Annotated in this window: 16 protein-coding genes; 7 read left to right on the top strand and 9 right to left on the bottom strand. The window is 39.5% G+C overall.

Going from position 1 to position 19615, the window contains the following annotated elements:
• Window positions 1-130: 130 nt before the first annotated feature.
• The gene (gene speB / locus ACUN2T_RS18985) at window positions 131-1057 is read left to right on the top strand and encodes an agmatinase (RefSeq protein WP_445494549.1); all 927 of its coding nucleotides are present in this window, start codon (window positions 131-133) and stop codon (window positions 1055-1057) included.
• Window positions 1058-1168: 111 nt separating this feature from the next.
• Here the strand turns inward: speB and ACUN2T_RS18980 are convergent, their stop codons facing one another.
• From ACUN2T_RS18980 to leuA, 9 genes are all read right to left on the bottom strand, one after another.
• Window positions 1169-1555, bottom strand: a complete 387-nt coding sequence (locus ACUN2T_RS18980; RefSeq protein ID WP_387464848.1) for a type II toxin-antitoxin system VapC family toxin — start codon at window positions 1553-1555, stop codon at window positions 1169-1171.
• Window positions 1552-1785: a type II toxin-antitoxin system Phd/YefM family antitoxin gene (locus tag ACUN2T_RS18975; RefSeq protein WP_133814846.1), complete on the bottom strand. Its 234-nt coding sequence runs from the start codon at window positions 1783-1785 to the stop codon at window positions 1552-1554. Before ACUN2T_RS18975 ends, ACUN2T_RS18980 begins: the two co-directional genes overlap by 4 nt.
• Window positions 1786-1897: 112 nt before the next feature.
• Complete coding sequence (locus ACUN2T_RS18970; RefSeq protein ID WP_445494548.1) at window positions 1898-2620, bottom strand: TerC family protein; 723 nt, start codon at window positions 2618-2620, stop codon at window positions 1898-1900.
• A gap of 92 nt (window positions 2621-2712) precedes the next feature.
• A complete protein-coding gene (gene mutH / locus ACUN2T_RS18965) occupies window positions 2713-3399 on the bottom strand; it encodes a DNA mismatch repair endonuclease MutH (RefSeq protein WP_445494547.1) in 687 nt (228 codons plus the stop codon).
• 751 nt (window positions 3400-4150) lie between these two features.
• A complete protein-coding gene (gene sgrR / locus ACUN2T_RS18960) occupies window positions 4151-5821 on the bottom strand; it encodes an HTH-type transcriptional regulator SgrR (protein ID WP_445494546.1) in 1671 nt (556 codons plus the stop codon).
• A 501-nt stretch (window positions 5822-6322) separates the two neighbouring features.
• The gene (gene leuD, locus ACUN2T_RS18955; protein ID WP_445497928.1) at window positions 6323-6928 is read right to left on the bottom strand and encodes a 3-isopropylmalate dehydratase small subunit; all 606 of its coding nucleotides are present in this window, start codon (window positions 6926-6928) and stop codon (window positions 6323-6325) included.
• A gap of 7 nt (window positions 6929-6935) precedes the next feature.
• Complete coding sequence (leuC, locus tag ACUN2T_RS18950; protein WP_445494545.1) at window positions 6936-8345, bottom strand: 3-isopropylmalate dehydratase large subunit; 1410 nt, start codon at window positions 8343-8345, stop codon at window positions 6936-6938.
• A 1-nt stretch (window position 8346) separates the two neighbouring features.
• Window positions 8347-9438, bottom strand: coding sequence for a 3-isopropylmalate dehydrogenase (gene leuB / locus ACUN2T_RS18945; RefSeq protein WP_445494544.1), 1092 nt, complete (start codon window positions 9436-9438; stop codon window positions 8347-8349).
• 2 nt (window positions 9439-9440) lie between these two features.
• On the bottom strand, window positions 9441-11003 hold the full coding sequence (gene leuA / locus ACUN2T_RS18940) for a 2-isopropylmalate synthase (RefSeq protein ID WP_445494543.1): 1563 nt from the start codon (window positions 11001-11003) through the stop codon (window positions 9441-9443).
• A 961-nt stretch (window positions 11004-11964) separates the two neighbouring features.
• Between leuA and leuO the strand changes: the two genes are divergently transcribed.
• The 6 genes from leuO (at window position 11965) to ACUN2T_RS18910 (ending at window position 19178) form a co-directional block, all read left to right on the top strand.
• Window positions 11965-12909 (top strand): transcriptional regulator LeuO, encoded by a 945-nt coding sequence (gene leuO, locus ACUN2T_RS18935; protein ID WP_445494542.1) that lies wholly within the window; start codon window positions 11965-11967, stop codon window positions 12907-12909.
• 238 nt (window positions 12910-13147) lie between these two features.
• Entirely contained in the window at window positions 13148-14947 is a 1800-nt protein-coding gene (locus ACUN2T_RS18930) for an AMP-dependent synthetase/ligase (RefSeq protein ID WP_445497927.1), read from the top strand.
• A 301-nt stretch (window positions 14948-15248) separates the two neighbouring features.
• Window positions 15249-15815, top strand: coding sequence for an RBBP9/YdeN family alpha/beta hydrolase (locus ACUN2T_RS18925; RefSeq protein WP_445494541.1), 567 nt, complete (start codon window positions 15249-15251; stop codon window positions 15813-15815).
• Between the two features lie 1249 nt (window positions 15816-17064).
• Window positions 17065-17292 carry a hypothetical protein gene (locus ACUN2T_RS18920; RefSeq protein ID WP_445494540.1) on the top strand — a complete coding sequence of 76 codons (228 nt, stop codon included), beginning with the start codon at window positions 17065-17067 and terminating at the stop codon, window positions 17290-17292.
• On the top strand, window positions 17285-17956 hold the full coding sequence (locus ACUN2T_RS18915) for a dTMP kinase (protein WP_445494539.1): 672 nt from the start codon (window positions 17285-17287) through the stop codon (window positions 17954-17956). The genes ACUN2T_RS18920 and ACUN2T_RS18915 overlap by 8 nt, the downstream gene beginning before the upstream one ends.
• A 49-nt stretch (window positions 17957-18005) precedes the next feature.
• Window positions 18006-19178, top strand: coding sequence for an MFS transporter (locus ACUN2T_RS18910; protein ID WP_445494538.1), 1173 nt, complete (start codon window positions 18006-18008; stop codon window positions 19176-19178).
• Window positions 19179-19615: the final 437 nt, after the last annotated feature.

The following is a 19615-nucleotide window of genomic DNA, read 5'->3' as shown; positions in this document are numbered from 1 at the left end:
TATTGATATCAGTTAAATATCAAGGATACATGAATATGGGGTTCTTTCAGCGATACCCCATTTCGTCATCGCCTTGAGTATTTATTCTGGAAATGGCTTTACTCTGTCGGGAGACTATTGAGGATATATCATGACAATAAATACCTTGGGCAATCAACAAGATAACTCTTTGGTTTCTAATGCTTTCGGTTTCCTGCGCTTTCCGCTGAACTTCCAGCCGTATTCCAGCGATGCAGAGTGGGTGATTACCGGGGTGCCATTTGATATGGCAACATCAGGCCGTTCAGGCAGTCGCCACGGGCCTGCGGCTATTCGTCAGGTTTCTACCAACCTGGCGTGGGAAAGCAGCCGTTGGCCGTGGGATTTTAAATTACGCAATCATCTGAACGTGGTGGATTGTGGTGATTTGGTCTTCGACTTTGGTGATGCTCAGAATATGAGTGATAAGTTACAGGCTCATGCTGAAAAACTGCTGGCTTCCGGTAAGCGTATGCTCTCGTTTGGCGGTGACCACTTCATTACTTTGCCTTTGTTGCGCGCTCATGCCAAACATTTCGGTAAAATGGCTTTGATTCATTTTGACGCTCATTCTGATACCTATCCAAACGGCAGCAAATTTGATCACGGCACCATGTTCTATCATGCGCCAAACGAAGGGTTGATCGACCCACATCATTCAGTACAGATTGGTATCCGTACTGAACATGGTCAGGACGATGGTTTTACGGTGTTGGATGCCGCTCAGGTTAATGACCGTGATGTGAATGATTTGGTTGCTCAGATAAAAGAGACTGTTGGCGATATGCCGGTTTATCTGACTTTTGATATCGATTGTCTTGATCCTGCTTTTGCACCCGGTACCGGTACACCGGTAATTGGTGGCTTGACAACCGATCGTGCCTTGAAACTACTGCGTGGTTTACAACCGCTGGATATTGTGGGTATGGATGTGGTAGAAGTGGCTCCAGCTTATGACCAGTCCGAGATTACCGCTCTGGCAGGTGCGACTATCGCGCTGGAGATGCTTTATTTACAGGCGGCTAAGAAGATGGTCTAAAATTCTTCTGCTCTGATAATAGCTTTAGGGGATAGTCAATAGCTTATAGCGAGTTGTAAATTTATTCCCTAAAGTTCAGGTATTATTTGACCACTACACTTTCATCATTTTTCACATACGAGCATCAATTAACCGAATGCCATATTGAGAGAAAATACTATCAGCTGAAATCAGTGTTAGCCCTTCCATAGAAGATTGAACAATGAGCATCCTGTCAAAAGGATCACCATGATGGCGTGGTAAGTTTCCAGCATGCTCCGCATGGGCATGTGATATAGATAGCGGGAAGAAGCTGTTTTTCTCCATAGCAATTTCAAAGTCGGCTCTGAAGTCCAGTTTACCGATAGAGCGTTTAATAGATATCTCCCAAGGTGTAACAGCACTGACATACACAGTGTTTGTCCCTTTGGACAAAATGTTCCGCGTAATCGGTCCTAGTTTCGGGTCATTGGTAAGCCACCAGATGAAAACATGTGTATCGAGCAGCAAACGTTTCATTTGTCACCTTCAAACATGAACTGAATTTCTCGATCTGCATTAAAAAAATCCTCTTCTATCGTAATAAGATCTTCGAATCCTCCAGGAACTCTGTTTTGTTGGGTGATTGGTACAAGCTGGACATAAGGTTTTCCAGCTTTGGCTATAATGACAACTTCACCACCAACAGCCTTATCTGCTAACTGGCTTAGGTTACTTTTAGCTTCATGCATATTTGCTTGGACAGTCATAATGAGATTCCTATAACTTGGCTAGATTAGCTAAGTATAACAAAAAACGCCGGCATAACCGGCGATTTTTTGCTACATAGAAAATGATGTTTTTAGCGCTATTGCAGAGCCATTACTCATTTTCTTTCTTCTTCTTTTTCCCTCGCATCAGATTCAGTGTTTCTACTGCCATTGAGAAGAACATCGCAAAATAGATATAACCTCTAGGGATGTGCACCTGTACGCCTTCCAGAATAAGGGTAAAGCCCACAAGGATTAGGAATGACAGCGCCAGCATTTTTACTGAGGGGTGACGGTCAACGAATTCGCCGATAGGACGAGCTGCCAACATCATAACCCCGACTGCTATGATAACTGCCGCCATCATAATAAACAGATGATCGGACAGACCAACAGCGGTGATGACGGAATCCAGGCTGAAAATAATGTCCAGCAGCATGATCTGGATAATAGCACTGAAGAAAGAGTGAACAGGGCGTTTTAAGCCTTCTTCATTGCCCCCTTCAATGGCTTCGTGAATCTCTTTACTGGCTTTCCATATCAGGAACAGGCCGCCAAAGAATAAGATTAGGTCCCGGGCAGAAACATCATGTTCAAAAACCGTTAATATCGGGTAGGTCAGCCGGATAACCCAGGCAATAGATGCCAGCAGCCCCAGGCGCATTAGCATCGCGCCCATCAGCCCGATTTTGCGTGCTTTATTTTGTTGATGGGTAGGGAGTTTTGCCACAACAAGTGACAAAAAGATAATGTTATCAATCCCTAAAACGATTTCCAGAATTGTCAGGGTGGCAAGTGCCATCCAAGCATGGGGATCAGCAATCCATTCTAACATTGCTTATTAAAACCTTAAGATAAAGACTCAATTATACGCATGATTGAGTGCAAGGTAAGTATATCAATGAAAAAACCAGTCGGAGATCAACGTTAAATCAGGAAATGACGGGCCAGTAGTGGGGCCGTAAAATTTTTCCTCAGATAGAACCCCCGGGGCAGCGTCATAATAGGCTGGCCGTGTGCTCCGATTGCCTCGGTTAATGCCTTGCTGTTAGCTGCCTTAGGGCGTAACTGTAATACTTCACCATGACGGGCCGTCACGCTCTCTACTTTGCCAAGTACGATAAGATCCATCAATTCCTCCCAGTCATGACGCAGTAACTCTTCTTCTTCTTTATTGGGACTCCATAACAAGGGGGAACCAACCCGGCGTTTAGCTAAAGGAATTTCCCGTTCACCTTCAACGGGTATCCATAGCACCCGCGATAATTTGCGCCTGACGTGACAGCTTTCCCAGGTAATACCACTGTTTCCTGTCAATGGTGCAACGCAGACAAATGTTGTTTCTAATGGATAACCTCTTCCGTTTACAGGGATAGTTTTAAGTTCAACACCGATATGTTCGAAATCCTGCTCTGGTTTACTGCCGGCACTGGCACCGAGATAATATTCTAACAACATGCCTACCCAGCCTTTATCCCGTTTCAGATTGGGGGGGATCGGTAAATTTGCTTTTGCCGCCAATTCTCCCATTGATAAACCCGCTAGATGGTGGGCGCATTCAAGCAACTGCTGCTCATTATCCGGTGGAAGAGGAGGGGAAAAAAGTGTGTTCATTTGGGATATCCATTCTTTAGGTCAAAAAATAGCCTTGGTCTCTGTGAGTAATAAATCTGGGTTTTATGCAATAACTAATAAAGTGATAATAGCATGATATACAAACATTTTTTATTGCTGTTTCAAGTATTGTAAGATTGAGTGGTCCTGTTGTTCACCTATTGCTGGTAATAATGAACAGGATCTTACACCATGTTATCCACAGTTTTATGGGATAAGTAGACAAAAATGAGATCACTGGTTTGATTTACAGGTTTGACTAACAATTTTTTCTACAAAAAACCTGTTTTTTGCTTAACTAAAAAGCATAACCTGTGTATAACATTGCTGTTGGTTGTTTTTTGCTCTCTTCGACTGAGGTTATCCATTATGCCCGTGATGGGTGTTTGAAATAGCGAGGTAAATGGCTGCTATTTCAATGAAAAATAAATACTATTTCATTTTCTGTCTATAGATTGATAATTTATAACATAAAGCTATACCTGAATTACCCCTGCCTTTTTCACATAGATATCCACAGAAAAAGTGAATAAAAGCGGGTTTGTACACCTGTGCATGTTCATAACTCTGGCTTTTTCTGTGAATTACCCTTCATCAATCAGCTTCTGGGAAATTTCGTTTTTCTGGGCATAGAGGAAAAGAGGTGGTTTTGTTGCTAACAGACAAACCATGATCGCCAGAGAGTAAGGTAAGTCCTGGGCCACATCATTGCGTGTCAGGCACGTCTCTGTGAAGTAAGGTTCCTCTTCCTTTAGGAAGAGGAACAATCAAATGGGTTAAACCAGGCAGATTTGAAATCAAACCAGCCAAAGGTGTTCATTTTGACGCCTCGCATACTTCGCTGTCCTTGTAACTCAAGCCAGTGGTGGAACAGCGGATACAGCCAATGTTCATCAACTATTTTTTCGCACCACTCTTCAAGCGACAATTCTTGTTGTCGCCATTGTGATACTTCTTTATTCAAGTTATCACCAAGACATTTTTTCAATAATGGTATCTCATACAGTGTAGCGAACAGCGAAAATTCCAGAGGATTATAAAAATTGGCGGTAGAAAGCCAAAGGTCACTTTCGGCGTTGCCATTGAACCATGTGTCATAATCCACAATATTGATTTTCAATTCGACACCACACTTGGTCAGTATGGTCTGAAGGATCTGACTGATTGTGTGGTATTCGTGATGTTGATGATAAAGAGTGACGGTCAGATGGGTAATGTCCTCTGGTTTGTTTAACTCGGGTATAAGCTTACTGTGATGCCAGCGCAGTAACAGACCATATGCGGGTGACCAGTGGCGTTGATAAAAAGGGTCACAATGCGCTAACAGATTTATTGGTGTTAACAGGCTGCATAGCCATTGGCGAACATCTTCTCGCCTGCATTGAGCCGAACGGTGGTCATGCAGCAGGAAATAACAGCCTTCTTCCATCCTGCTTTCTAACGAGTTATTACCCGCGCTGTCACTTTCCAGATGCAGGGTTGTACAAACCAGTTTCTCAGCTAATTCTGGCAGAATCCATATATTCACCTCATCAATCAGCGCCCGAAAGCCAAAGTAATTATCAAAGGCACGAATTTGGAGTTTCTGTGAGCTGTTTTTTATTACCTGGTAAGGACCGGTTCCTACTGGCGTACGAGAGAAGTTCGGTAGTTGCTGCCACTCTTGAGGCAAAATCATGGCGTGTGGGCTGCCAATCAATGAAGGGAGCCAATGATCGGGTTCTGAAAGAAAAATATCAATCACGTGTGGTGTGGGGGTGGTGACTTTATCAATATGAGAGAAAAGAGGCAGATGGCGTAACCTTTGTATCGAAGTAATGACATCCTCCATCTGTAATTCTCGGCCGTGGTGAAAATGGATGGCCGGTCGCAGATAAAAGCGCCAATGATTTGACGATAACTGTTGCCAATGATGAGCTAAATCAGCTTCTGGTTCCCCATTTTCCTCATTTATACGTGTCAGGCTATTAAATATCTGCCTGACCAGATGAATTTCAGAACGGCGTAAAGGTGATCCAGGTAACAAGTTAGGGAAAGGGCGGTAGTAGAGTATCCGCAGTAAGTTTTTTCCTTGACGGAAACGGCGTTCAATCTGGGATAGCACCATCTGACGGACGGTATTTTTATCGCCAACCAGCTGAACCAGTTTCTCAATGTTCTGTTGTTCAAGCAGCTCTTCAGCCCGTTGCTGCTGGAGTTTTCTCCCATCTTGCAGGAAATTCAGTTGAGAACGTTTTCCCCGACCGGACTCTGCCTGCCACTGTAACCAGCCAGCTTTCTGCATATTGTTGAGCAGTGAGCGGATATGGCGCTTTGAACAGTGCAATACATTTGCCAGCTCTTGTAACGTTGTTTCAGCTTCTTTTCCTTGGTGGTGTTGCCATAATCGGATGAATTGTTGTTGTAAACGTGGGCTGGGCATAAAAGAGGAACTCCGGAGTATTATTCATCAATTTTTATTTCCTTATATTTAGCCGATAATTATCCATATTGAAAGTAGCTCAATAGGCCAGAACGAAATCTGGCTTCTCCCCCAATTTTCTTGAGTAATGGTGATTTGCCAGCCAGTAAGAAAGCTTACTGGCTTTTTTTCTTATTGTATATTATGCGTACTGTTATTCTATACAGTCTCTTTTTTACGTATCAGCTTAAAATGAGTCATAATCTGGTATTGATAGAGATTTGTCCAGCTACAGTTGCAGTTTCTGCCTAGTAATTTCTTTAATATGCTAGGCTAGCCTCTATTTTTGGAAAGCAAAGACTCAGGGGCTGACCTTCGGATCAACTAAAAGATTGCTCAAAACGGGAAAATGTAGCGGTCTGAGTCCGTGTTAGGTAGGGCAGGGTTACCTTTTATCTTCTACTTCAATAATATAAAAATCCCGCAGTACAAAACTACGGGATGAATAAATAAAGGGAAAGGTTAACGCAGGAAAACCGGTTGTTCCTGCTCGTAGGCTATTATGCTATCCAGGTGTTGTAATGTCAGGCCGATGCTGTCCAGACCATTCATCATACAGTGACGTCGGAAGCTGTCGATTTCAAAATCGTAGCTTTTATTGCCAGCGTGGACTTTCTGTTGTTCCAGATCGACGGTAAAATGGCAAATTGTGTTTTGCTGAACCAATTCAAATAGTTCATCGACATCTTTATCATCTAATTTCACTGGCAGTAACGGGTTGTTGAAAGCGTTACTATAGAAAATATCCGCAAAACTTGGTGCGATAATCACTTTAAAACCGTAATCCGTCAAGGCCCAGGGGGCATGTTCACGGGAGGAACCACAACCAAAGTTTTCACGCGCCAGAAGGATACTGGCACCCTGATAACTGGGCTGGTTTAATATGAACTCAGGATTAGGTTTCTGCCCTGCATCATCAAGGAAACGCCAGTCGTGAAACAGGTGCTGACCAAACCCGGTACGAGTAACTTTCTGCAAAAATTGTTTTGGAATAATGGCGTCGGTATCAACGTTTGCAGTATCTAAAGGAGCGACCAACCCAGTATGTTGAATAAATATTTCCATAATTCCTCCTTTATGACTTCTGTGCCGGATGACGTATGTCGATAAAATGACCATTAATCGCTGCTGCTGCTGCCATTGCCGGGCTGACCAAATGCGTACGTCCACCACGCCCTTGACGCCCTTCGAAGTTGCGGTTACTGGTAGAAGCACAACGTTCACCTGGTTGCAGACGGTCATTATTCATTGCCAGGCACATTGAACACCCCGGTAAGCGCCATTCAAAACCAGCACTGATGAAAATCTTATCCAAACCTTCTGCTTCTGCTTGTGCCTGAACGGGGCCCGATCCTGGAACGACGATCGCTTGAACTCCTGGTGCAACTTTATGGCCTTGTGCGATGGCTGCGGCAGCCCGTAAATCTTCAATGCGGGAGTTGGTGCAGGAGCCGATGAAAACTTTGTCGATCTTCACATCTGTCAACTTAATCCCCGGTTTCAAATCCATATAAGCCAGTGCTTTCTCAGCAGATGCACGTTCAACAGGATCACTGAAAGATTCCGGTGTGGGAATGGCTTGATCAATCGCGATGACTTGCCCTGGGTTTGTTCCCCATGTGACCTGCGGCGAGATCTCTTCCGCATTAATAGTAACAACTGTGTCATATTGTGCAGCAGGATCGGATTTCAGTGTCTTCCAGTAAGCAACAGCTTGTTCCCACGGTTCTCCTTTTGGTGAGAACTGACGGCCTTTTATATAAGTAAATGTGGTTTCATCTGGCGCGACTAAACCCGCTTTAGCGCCCATTTCAATTGCCATATTACATAAGGTCATACGGCCTTCCATACTCAGCGCTTCAATTGCTTTACCACAGAATTCAACCACATAACCTGTACCCCCCGCGCTGCCTGTTTTGCCGATGATTGCCAGAACGATATCTTTGGCGGTAATCGCATTACCGACATGACCAACCACTTCGATTTTCATCGTCTTAGCACGGGCTTGTTTCAGAGTTTGGGTGGCCAGTACGTGTTCAACTTCAGAAGTACCAATACCGAAAGCCAGTGAGCCGAATGCGCCATGAGTTGCAGTATGGGAATCACCACAAACGATCGTCATTCCCGGCAGGGTCATGCCTTGTTCAGGTCCGATGACATGAACAATTCCCTGATAGGGATGGTTCAGGTCATATAATGTAATACCAAATTCGGCACAGTTTTTCATCAACTCCTGCATTTGAATACGCGCCATGTCACCACAGGCGTTAATATCTTTTGTCTGCGTGGATACGTTATGATCCATTGTTGCGAATGTTTTACCGGGTTGGTGCACTGGTCGGCCTTTTGTGCGCAAACCATCAAATGCCTGCGGGGAGGTCACTTCATGAACCAAATGGCGATCAATATAGAGTAACGGGGTTTCATTCGGGACTTCCCGGACAATATGAGCGTCATATAATTTCTGATATAAAGTCTTAGCCATGTTAAATACCCTCGGCTACATAACGGGCGATAACGCTGCCCATTTCATCAGTGTTGATTGCTTTGCCATTTCCGGCTAAATCTGTTGTGCGATAGCCCTGTTCCAGCACATGGTTAACCGCCTGTTCAATCGCATTCGCCGCATCATGATGACCCAAGCTGTAACGCAACAGTAAAGCGGCAGACAGGATCTGGGCTATCGGATTAGCAATGCCTTTTCCGGCAATGTCCGGTGCAGAGCCACCAGCCGGTTCATACAGCCCAAAACTTTTTTCGTTTAGGCTAGCGGAAGGGAGCATGCCCATGGAGCCAGTAATCATGGCGCACTCATCGGATAAAATATCACCGAAAATATTGGAGCACAGCAGCACATCAAACTGCGACGGATCTTTAATCAACTGCATGGTGGCATTATCAATATACATGTGGTTGATTTCTACATCTGAATACTCTTTTGCAATCTCAGTAACCACTTCCCGCCACAACACGGAACTTTGCAACACGTTTGCTTTATCAACAGATGTCACTTTATTACGGCGTTTGCGGGCTGATTCAAAGGCGATACGGGCAATACGCTCAATTTCAAAGCGGTGATAAATCTCAGTATCAAACGCACGTTCATATTTACCCTGGCCTTCACGCCCTTTGGGTTGACCAAAATAGATACCGCCGGTTAATTCACGGACACATAAAATATCAAAGCCTTTGGCTGCAATATCACTGCGTAAAGGACAAAATACTTCTAATCCGGCATATAAGCGGGCAGGGCGCAAGTTGCTGAACAGCTTGAAATGTTTGCGTAATGGCAACAGCGCACCGCGCTCAGGTTGTTCTGCTGGCGGTAAATGTTCCCATTTAGGCCCCCCCACGGAACCGAACAATATGGCATCAGCCTGTTCACAACCGGCTATGGTTGTTGCCGGCAGTGGACAGCCGTGACGATCGATAGCAATCCCACCCACATCATATTCGCTGGTGGTGATACGGATATTGAAACGCTTACGGATTGCGTCCAGTATCTTATGAGCTTGCGCCATAACTTCAGGGCCAATACCATCACCGGGTAAAATTGCAATATGATAACTGTTCGACATGTTTACACCATTTCCTTTGTATTTTTCTGTATGCGTTGTTTCTCTTTCTTTACTTGCTCTGTGCGCCAGATACTATTGATCACATGAATCATTGCCTTGGCTGAAGACTCAACGATATCTGTTTCGAGCCCCATGCCGTGGAAGCGACGTTCAAAGCATTCGACGACGATATTGACTTGACCTAGCGCTTTTTTTCCTTGCCCTTTCCCCGATAATTGATAAGAAACCAGTTCAATCGGGTATTCAGTTATTCGGTTGATTGCTTGATAGATAGCATCTACCGGGCCGTTACCAGTGGCTGCTTCTGATTTTATCTCTTTACCACATGCTAAACGTACCGCTGCTGTTGCTATCACGTTGGAGCCAGATTGGATATTAAAGTTATCCAGATGGAAAAATTCTGGTTCTTGATGTTGCAGATTGATGAAAGCCAACGCCTCCAAATCATAGTCAAATACCTGGCCTTTCTTATCTGCCAGACGTAAAAAGGCTTCGTATAAGCTATCCAGATCGTAATCTTTGTCCTGATACCCCATCTCTTCCATACGGTGTTTCACGGCGGCGCGACCGGAACGGGAAGTCAGATTCAATTGAATTTCTTTCAGGCCGATGGATTCCGGCGTCATAATTTCGTAAGTTTCGCGATTTTTCAGCACGCCATCCTGATGAATACCGGATGAGTGAGAAAATGCATTGCTACCAACAATCGCTTTATTCGCGGGGATCGGCATATTACATAATTGGCTGACTAACTGACTGGTACGGTAAATTTCTTGATGATTGATATTAGTATAAACGCCTAACATTTGCTGGCGGACTTTAATTGTCATGATCACTTCTTCCAGCGAGCAGTTGCCGGCACGCTCACCCAGACCATTCATCGTTCCTTCTATCTGACGGGCACCAGATTGTACCGCAGTGATAGAGTTGGCGGCAGACATCCCCAAATCATCGTGGCAATGTACGGATAATATCGCCTTGTCAATATTAGGAACACGTTCGATCAAGTTAGTGATGATGCCACCAAATTGATAGGGCGTGGTGTAACCGACAGTATCTGGAATGTTAATCGTCGTTGCGCCTGCTTTGATGGCGTTTTCAACAATCCGGCACAGATTATCAATTGGTGTGCGGCCGGCATCTTCGCAGGAGAATTCAACATCATCAGTGTAACGACGTGCCCGTTTGATTGATTGAGCGGCCATCTCCATAACATTTTCGAATGTTTTTTTCAGTTTGGATTCAATATGTAAGTTGGAGGTAGCCAGGAAAACGTGAATTCGAAAAGCCTCCGCAACTTTTAATGCTTCAGCGGCAACATCAATGTCTTTTTCTACACAACGGGCTAAGGCGCAAACACGGCTGGTTTTTATCTGCCTGGCGATCGTCTGTACCGATTCAAAGTCACCGGGAGAGGAAACCGGAAAACCAACTTCCATGACATCCACCCCCATTCTCTCCAAAGCCAATGCAATCTGAAGTTTTTCTTTCACACTTAAACTGGCTTGTAATGCTTGCTCTCCATCACGTAACGTGGTATCGAAGATAATAACTTGCTGGCTCATATCATGTTCCTCTCGTGGTTATTTTTTGCGCCCAGCAGGTAAAAAAAACCCGCGCATGGCGCGGGTTCTTGTTTATGTCTGGTTTGGACCAACTCCGTTTTGAATCAACTCTGTCTTCTGTCCACCAGCATACCGCGCATATCAGATACGATTAGTAGTAGGTTTAGTAGACAAATTGAGCGAATCATACTGATCCAACCTTTCAATAGTATTAAGTATTAATGAGTGTTTGGGACTCGGATGCTTTTATTGATACGTTATCTTAAAAGTGATGTCAAGAATTCATTGAGGCATATGATTCTTGGTTTTACTTTTTCTATCGTTGAAAATTGAAGTGTTGATCTGTTTATATTTAAAAAGATTTTATTTTATCCTTTTTTGTTCGGATTGGACTTTAGTGATAAACTCAGATTTATATAAAAATAGCGCATTATACTGATTAATTAAAATTAAGTATTTTCGTGTTGGAAGCTGGAAGTGGGTTTGTATTTTACTAAAAAACACCGTTTATCATTGACAAATAGATATAAATAGGAAGTTATGTTATATATCTTTGAAAAAATAATTTTGTAATATAATGACTCTGGTAAAATTGTTTAATAATAATAAATCAGTAATTTTATTATGAATTGGGTCATTCTTTGTTTTATCATCATATACGGAATACTAGGGTGAATAAATTGTTAACATGATTGTACTTTTTTGTGAATGAATAATGAGCATCTACATTTTCTACTAATTGAGATTATATATTTTTAACATTAATAAGGGGATGCGCTGGTTAGCTATGCGTATTCAGATTTGTACAAGGACGAGTCTTAATTATTTATCATCAAAATGATTAAGAGAATTGATCTCGTTAATAGTAAAAGTCATCGTGATATCTGAGTAATGAATGAAGGTATTTCCGATGTTTTGTTATTAGCCGGGGTCATCTGAATGAGTTTAGTGGAGTTAAACAATGGCTGAATACACCTCAGTAACTGCAACCAAAAAAGATCCAAGTGAAATTCATTTACGCAATGTGGATCTAAATCTGCTGACTGTTTTTGATGCAGTGATGCAAATGCAGAATGTAACACGTGCGGCACAGATATTGGGAATGTCACAACCTGCTGTCAGTAATGCAGTTTCTCGCTTGAAGTTAATGTTCAATGACGAATTATTTGTGCGTTATGGGCGTGGAATACAACCGACGGCAAGGGCTCATCAATTATTTGGTCCTGTCCGTCAGGCATTACAGCTGGTATATAATGAGTTACCTGGGGTTGGTTTTGAGCCTGATAATAGCGACAGGGTTTTTAATCTCTCAATTTGCAGCCCTTTAGATATTAGACTGGCAGCAAAAATAGTTGAACAAGTAAAACAAAATACACCAAATCTGGGTGTTACGATTCGATCATATCTGCATGATAATATTGAGCATCAGCTCAGGTATCAGGAAACTGAGTTTGTCATTAGCTATACACAGCTGGAACGTATGGATTTTCATCATTACCCGTTATTCAATGATGAGTTGGTCCTGGCCGTTTCCAATAATCATCCAAGAATTGAAAATAGTATTAGTGAACAGCAATTGTATGAAGAACATCATGCAGTTGTATCATTGGATAATGCCGGTTCATTCAGTGCCCCCTATTATGATTGTGGAGAACGTCTGCATTCTGTGGTTTATCAGGGAACTGACTTGAATAGTGTGCTGCATATTGTCTCTCAAACCTATTTGGTTGCGGTCACTCCAAGATGGTTGGTTGAACACTACAGCGAACAATTAGCAATAAGAGCTGTTTCATTACCATGGGATAAAGTAAGCCGTCCGTGCTATTTGATTTGGCACGAATCTACAACAAAAGATAAAGGGCATCAGTGGATGAAATCGCTGTTGAGCCAACTTAGCGGCGGTTAATTAACTTGAAACTCACTACTGGATAAACAGGTAGTGAGTTTTTGATTTTATCACAAACTTATCAACTTTTGATAAATATTCTTTTCCTGTTGTTCAGGAATAGGTAGACTGCAAGGAAAATAGCTAACACCTGTAAGCTGAAAAGCGAATCAGTGATGCAAAAAAGCATTATCAGAGAATAAAGCCATTGTTTTTTCTCTGATAAGAGGAAAATTTTTCGAACAGGAAAAGAATTGTGATAACTGAAAATTTACATCCTTATCACGTGATAAACCGGTTGCAGCAACAAATCAAACAAAACCCAGAGAGAATTGCTTTTCGTCAATGGTCTCCAGATGAACAACTCGAATTAAGCTGGAATGATATTGACAAAAAGACAAAAACCATTAGCCGAGCATTGCTGGAGATGGGGGTTGATGTACAGGAAAAAATTGGCCTTTTTGCGCATAACAGCATGGCGTGGTCTCTGACAGATATCGCAGTATTACAACTCAGGGCTGTCACTGTTCCTTTGTATGCAACCAGCAGCCAGGAACAGGCTGGCTTCATTCTTAATGATGCCGGTGTGCGTATCCTGTTTGTTGGTGGGCAGGTGCAGTATGATGTCGCGATCACTTTGCCAGAACAGTGTCCTCAGCTAAGTCACATCATAGTATTAGATGAATCAGTCGATTTGCGTGATTGTTCATTAGCACAGCATTTATCTGACTTTATGACTGATAATAAATTACACCATCAGTCTGAGTTGGAAACCCGTATTGCTAACCATAATCTGGACGATCTTTTTACGCTTATATATACATCCGGTACAACCGGTGAACCTAAAGGTGTCATGCTTGATTACCGTAATTTAGCTTATCAGTTGTATTCGCATGACCATCGCCTGACGTTAACTGATCAGGATGTTTCTTTGAGTTTCCTGCCCCTATCCCATGTTTTCGAACGCGCATGGAGCTTTTATGTGATGCATACAGGCGCACAAAATGTTTATCTGACTGATACTAATTTTGTTCGTCAGGCTATGGCGGATATTCGCCCGACAGTGATGTGTGCCGTGCCGAGATTTTACGAAAAAATTTACAGTGCGATTTTTGAAAAGGTTTCTCAGGCACCCTGTCATCGGAGAAAATTATTTAACTGGGCGATTAAGTGTGGTGAGCGTCAGTTTTTACGTAAGTTGCAAGGTAAAAAAAGCTGTCTCTGGTCAACGACGATGTATCGACTGGCCGATAAATTGGTATTGAGCAAACTGCGTAATATTTTGGGGGGCCGAGTTCGTTTTTTACCTGCGGCCGGCGCACGTCTGGATGAAACGGTTATCCTGTTTTTCCTTGCTGTTGGGATAAATATCAAATATGGCTATGGCATGACAGAAACTTGCGCCACGGTTTCTTGTTGGCAAGAGCAAGGTTATGTGCTTGGCTCTATTGGTACACCATTGCCTGGGATTGATGTCCGTATCGGTGAAGAAGATGAGATACAGGTGCGTGGCCCAATTGTGATGAAAGGCTATTTCAATAATCAAGAAGAAACTGACAGGGCATTTGCTCAAGGCGGTTGGTTGCGTACAGGTGATGCCGGTAAGTTAGATGAAAATGGTAATTTGTTTATTACTGAGCGTCTGAAAGATTTGATGAAAACATCGAATGGTAAATATATTGCCCCACAAATGATTGAAGGTACTTTGGGGCAAGATCGTTTTATTGAGCATGTTGCTGTTATTGCTGATGCACGTAAATTTGTCTCCGCCCTTATCGTGCCTAGTTATGATGTATTGGAAGAATACGCAAGATCAATCAATCTCAAATATCATGATCGGGTTGAATTACTGTGTAATAGCCACATTATAGCTATGTTTGAACAACGTCTGAAAGAGATTCAGAAAAACCTTGCTCACTTCGATCAGGTAAAGCGTTTTACATTACTGCCACAGCCATTTTCAATGGAAACGGGTGAGTTAACGCCAACGTTGAAATTGAGGCGGAAAATTATTATGCAGCGTTATTATAAAGAAATTGAATCCATGTATCGAGATTAATTTCTGGAGATTTATATAGTGTAACCGGCTATTCAAGGGAAATTTAAGGTGGTATTGCAATAATATTCTACTTTAAATTTATCTCAGGAGTATCCGGTTTTAAAAATTATAAACAAATTATATTAACTGGTATCATTCTATGCCTAGAATAGAGCACTTGTTATTTAATAGGTTAGGGCAAGGTATAATTATATGACTTTAAACGACATGATGAAACAGATGGTTATAAAAATGAAATAATAGTATTCTATACTTGTGCGCATAATAAATAAGACACGTTATTGTATAATGAGGTGAATTGATGAATTTTGATAATGTAGTTATTGTTCATGGCCTTATGGCGACTCCTGATCATCATTGGTTTCCTTGGCTTAAAGGTCAATATGAACGGTTAAATACCCATGTAATTGTGCCGGAGATGCCTGAATCTCATGCTCCTTCACCTCATTTATGGCAAGAAAAGTTGCAGGAGAGTGTACCTAATCCTAATGAAAAAACGCTTTTTATTGGGCATAGCTTGGGTTGTATTGCCACACTCCGTTATATTTCATCTTTACCTGGTAATGTAAATATTGGGGGGATTGTATTAATTGCCGGATTTTACGAAAAATTATCGACTTTACCTGAATTAAGTATATTTACTGAGGAGAGCTTGGATTTTCATCCTCTTATACACAGAATAAACCAACGAATAGTAATATTATCGCTTAATGATGAGCTTGTACCTCCACAGTTTACATTAAATTTAAGTCAGCAGCTCCGGGCTGAATTGTATGGTTTCCCTGATGGTGGGCATTTTTTAGATCGCGACGGTTTTACGGTTTTTCCTAACTTAGGAAAGGTATTAAAAGACAATTCAATGTTGTAAATAAATGTCTTGTTGTTTTGTAGATATGCCAAGTTTATTTATATTCATAACTTGGCTAGTTAACTCAATATGACTAATAAAAAATAAATTTATGATGGAATGAATTAAAATTTAACTTAAATGAGTTAAGTGGAGTAGTTAGTGATAAAATATATATTCGGTATTATGGGTAATGAATTTATATTGAGGGTTTTTGGTGTGATTTTATATTCTGAAAGAGTTAATGATTTATTTCATAAATTAATTTATTCTTAAGAAGTTAATTTTTTAAGAATGTATTAAATATGATTTTATTTAATGTAGGAATATGATTTTTATGAGTTATTAATATTATTTTATGAGCCGTATAAATAATTTTTCCTATTTTAAAACATCATTTGGCTGATTATTATGTCGGGTTGTTTAATGATGAAAATGAATATTTATGTATCCAAGTAAGTATTGAATATATGGAATTAGTCTTCCAGAAAAAAATTAAACCACAAGCTGCTATCGAAGTTCTCTATCGTCTGACGAAGGGTGAGATCTGCTGACAAAACGGGCACTTCACGTCAACTTTGGCTATCAAAAATTTTTAATAAATGACAGAGTTTTACATGATGATCACTGCATTGAATACATGATTGAAAAAATAATAACAATAAATTCAAATGATTACGCTAAAATAACCTATTGAAAGGTATATCAAGCTTGATACAATTTCCATCACAAAAAGAAACAAATAATTTACAAGTTTTTTCAATGGGTTATATTTTTAGTTGTGATGGTACCCACAAATAATTAACTATTATATAGTTGAAATAATAAAAACTGTTAATATTACCAATGCTGAATTAAATTTTAATCCGGTGTATTTGTCAAAACAAACATCCCAGAGGGGTATAAAATGAATGTGATAACTGTACAAGCATTTAGACTACTAACTCATGATGAAACATTAAATGAGGTATGTATTCAATAATGAAGTTAGCAATTATTTAGAAATACATCTTTACAAACTCAGAGAAGAGATTCGTAGAAAAATATAAATAAAATAAAGGGAATTTCTGAATTTATTGATAGCTGGGTTATTAGTTTAGAAATATTTAATCCTAAATTATTTGATCAGATATGTCCTGGTAAATCACAGGACTACGGGAGAAATAATCTATTAGAAGCATATTTAGCTGCTGTTTCAGAGTTAGGTGACGGCAATGTTTATGTTGGGTTTGTAGCAGGATTAGAACCTTTAAATGATTTAGTACAAGGAATGGAATTTTTTTCAAAAAATGGCATAGTTCCAGCAGTAGCAGTCTTTCATCCCGATCATGGTTCTGAATATCAAAATCACCCTAGACCTATTTTTAAAGATATTTATAAAACATATGCTGAGATGCATAAATTATATCAAAAATATGGATTCAAACCATTTATTATCGGTAGTGGTAGAAATTCACTTGATACTGAAGCGTACTACGGAGAAAAAAGAAATGATTAAACGCGGTTTATTTATCGCTTTTGAAGGAAATGATGGTGCAGGTAAATCAACGATTTCACGTGAAGTTTATGATATTTTATCTCTAGATTATAATAATATTGTTTTTTTAGATAAGAATTATCCTTTACTACCAACTGGGTATAGTATGTATCACATGGGAAAAATACGAGATATCCTTTGGGATTATGACATTTCAGCTCCATTGGGTGAACTGGGTAATCGGCATTGGATTTTATTGATAGCATCATGGTTTTCTGTTTTAGATAGTTTAATTATTCAACCTTGTTTATTGCAAGGTAAAATTATTATATGTGATAGTTGGTATTATAAATATCTAGCAAGATTCTTACTTAAATCCACGGAATTAGCAAAATTAAGTAAGTCGGTTCTATCTATAAACACAAAACCAGACATGGTTATATATCTTGATGTTCCTCCAAATATTGCTGAAAAAAGGAAAAAAATATTAAAACCTAGTGAATCTGGAAAATTAGAGATAAATGAAAAGTATGATTTTATAGAATATCAAAAACACGTTCTTAATCAATATCAGACGTTTTATGATGACACTTGGAAAGTTATTGACACTGACACATTAACTAAAGATGCAGTAATTAAATTAATAGTGGATATTATTCAAGTGGAAATACTGAGAAAAATGTAATCACTGTAAGTTCTATATTTATTGAAGGTATTTTAGCTGGAGGGAAATAATGGATAAAGAATTTAGAAAATTAATATTAGCCTCCTCAGGAAATTCTTTCACCTTGTATTTGGAGATGATAATATCATTCACGCTAATCACATATCACTGGAACGGTGGAGCGATATACTCATCTTTATATACAATTTCATATGCTGCATCGTTACTATTTCTAACGCCCTATGTTTCGTCATTTGTAGATGAAAATATAAAACCAAAAAAGTACATCATTATTATTTCGTTACTTTGTGGTGTTATTACCATTTTTCAATACAACATTGATGATATTAATATATATATTCTTTATGCTTTTATTAAAAACATCCTTCGTTTATTTTTAGGACCTTCTAATTTTTTAATATTAAAAAACATATCAATCAACCAATTTGAAAAAAACTTTAGTTATTGGCAGGTTTTATTTCAAATATACAAAATGTCGGCCCCGTTATTTTTAGGTTTTACTCTTATCTATTACTCAGTAAAACAAATTTTTATTTTAATATCAGTGCTTTATTTTATTTCAGCAGTCTTATATATTTCTGTTTCAGAACCATTGATTAATGTTAACCGCAAAAAAAACAAGATATCACTAATTAATTACTTTAATATAATGGAAGATAATAGAATATTGTTTTCATTTGTTGTTATTTCTATTTTAACTTGTTTTGGCTATCTATCAGATAGTCTAATAGCGCTTAGTTTTATGAAGCAGGGATTAAATGGAAGTCATTATAGTTTTGCTATGTGTCTTTCAGGTGTTTTAATTGGTTTAGTATTTGGAAAATATAAGATTAATATATCTTTAAATATTATGTTATCTTCATTTTTTTTGTGGGGTTCGGGGTATCTTTTAATAGGAATAAAAAATCAATTTAACGATTTATTTCCTGAGAAAATCAATTTATTTTTTATGTTTTTAGCAATGGTAATAATAGGAGTAGGATCGGCTATGAATAATATTATTGTTACCATTTATATGCAGAAATTCGCAACTAATGATAACTCGGCTAAAATATTTGGCTTGACGTCAATTTCTGTTGGTTTTTCCATGTTTATTGGCCCTTTGATAGGTTCCACAATATCTTATTTTTTTTCCATAAGCATCGTTTTTTTTACAACATTTATAGGTATTTTTTTAACCATAATTATGGTTGTTTTAATAAATCGTAAATCCACGTCATGACACAGTTTTACTGAGGGCCAGTGGAGGGCATATTAGAGAATGTATTAAAAGATAATTTAATGTTGTAAATAAATGTCTTGTTGTTTTTGTCAATATGCCAAGTTTATTTATATTCATAACTTAGCTATTTAAATCAATATGGCTTATGACTAATAAAAAATAAATTTATGATGGAATGAATTAAAATTTAACTTAAATGGTTAATGCCAAAATATATATTCGGCACCATGGATAATGAATTTTCATTGAGGGTTTTTGGTGTGATTTTTTAATAATGTATCGCATATGTTTTGCTTTAATATAGAAATATACTTTTCATGAGTTGTATAAATAATTTTACCTATTTTAAAGCATTATTTGGCTGATTATTATGTCGGGTTATTTAATGATGAAAATGAATATTTATGTGTCCAGGTAAGTATTGAATGTGTGGAGTT

Source organism: Photorhabdus machadonis, from assembly GCF_052657765.1.
Note: the sequence above shows the minus strand (reverse complement) of the source record. Positions and strands in the feature narration are given on the sequence as shown.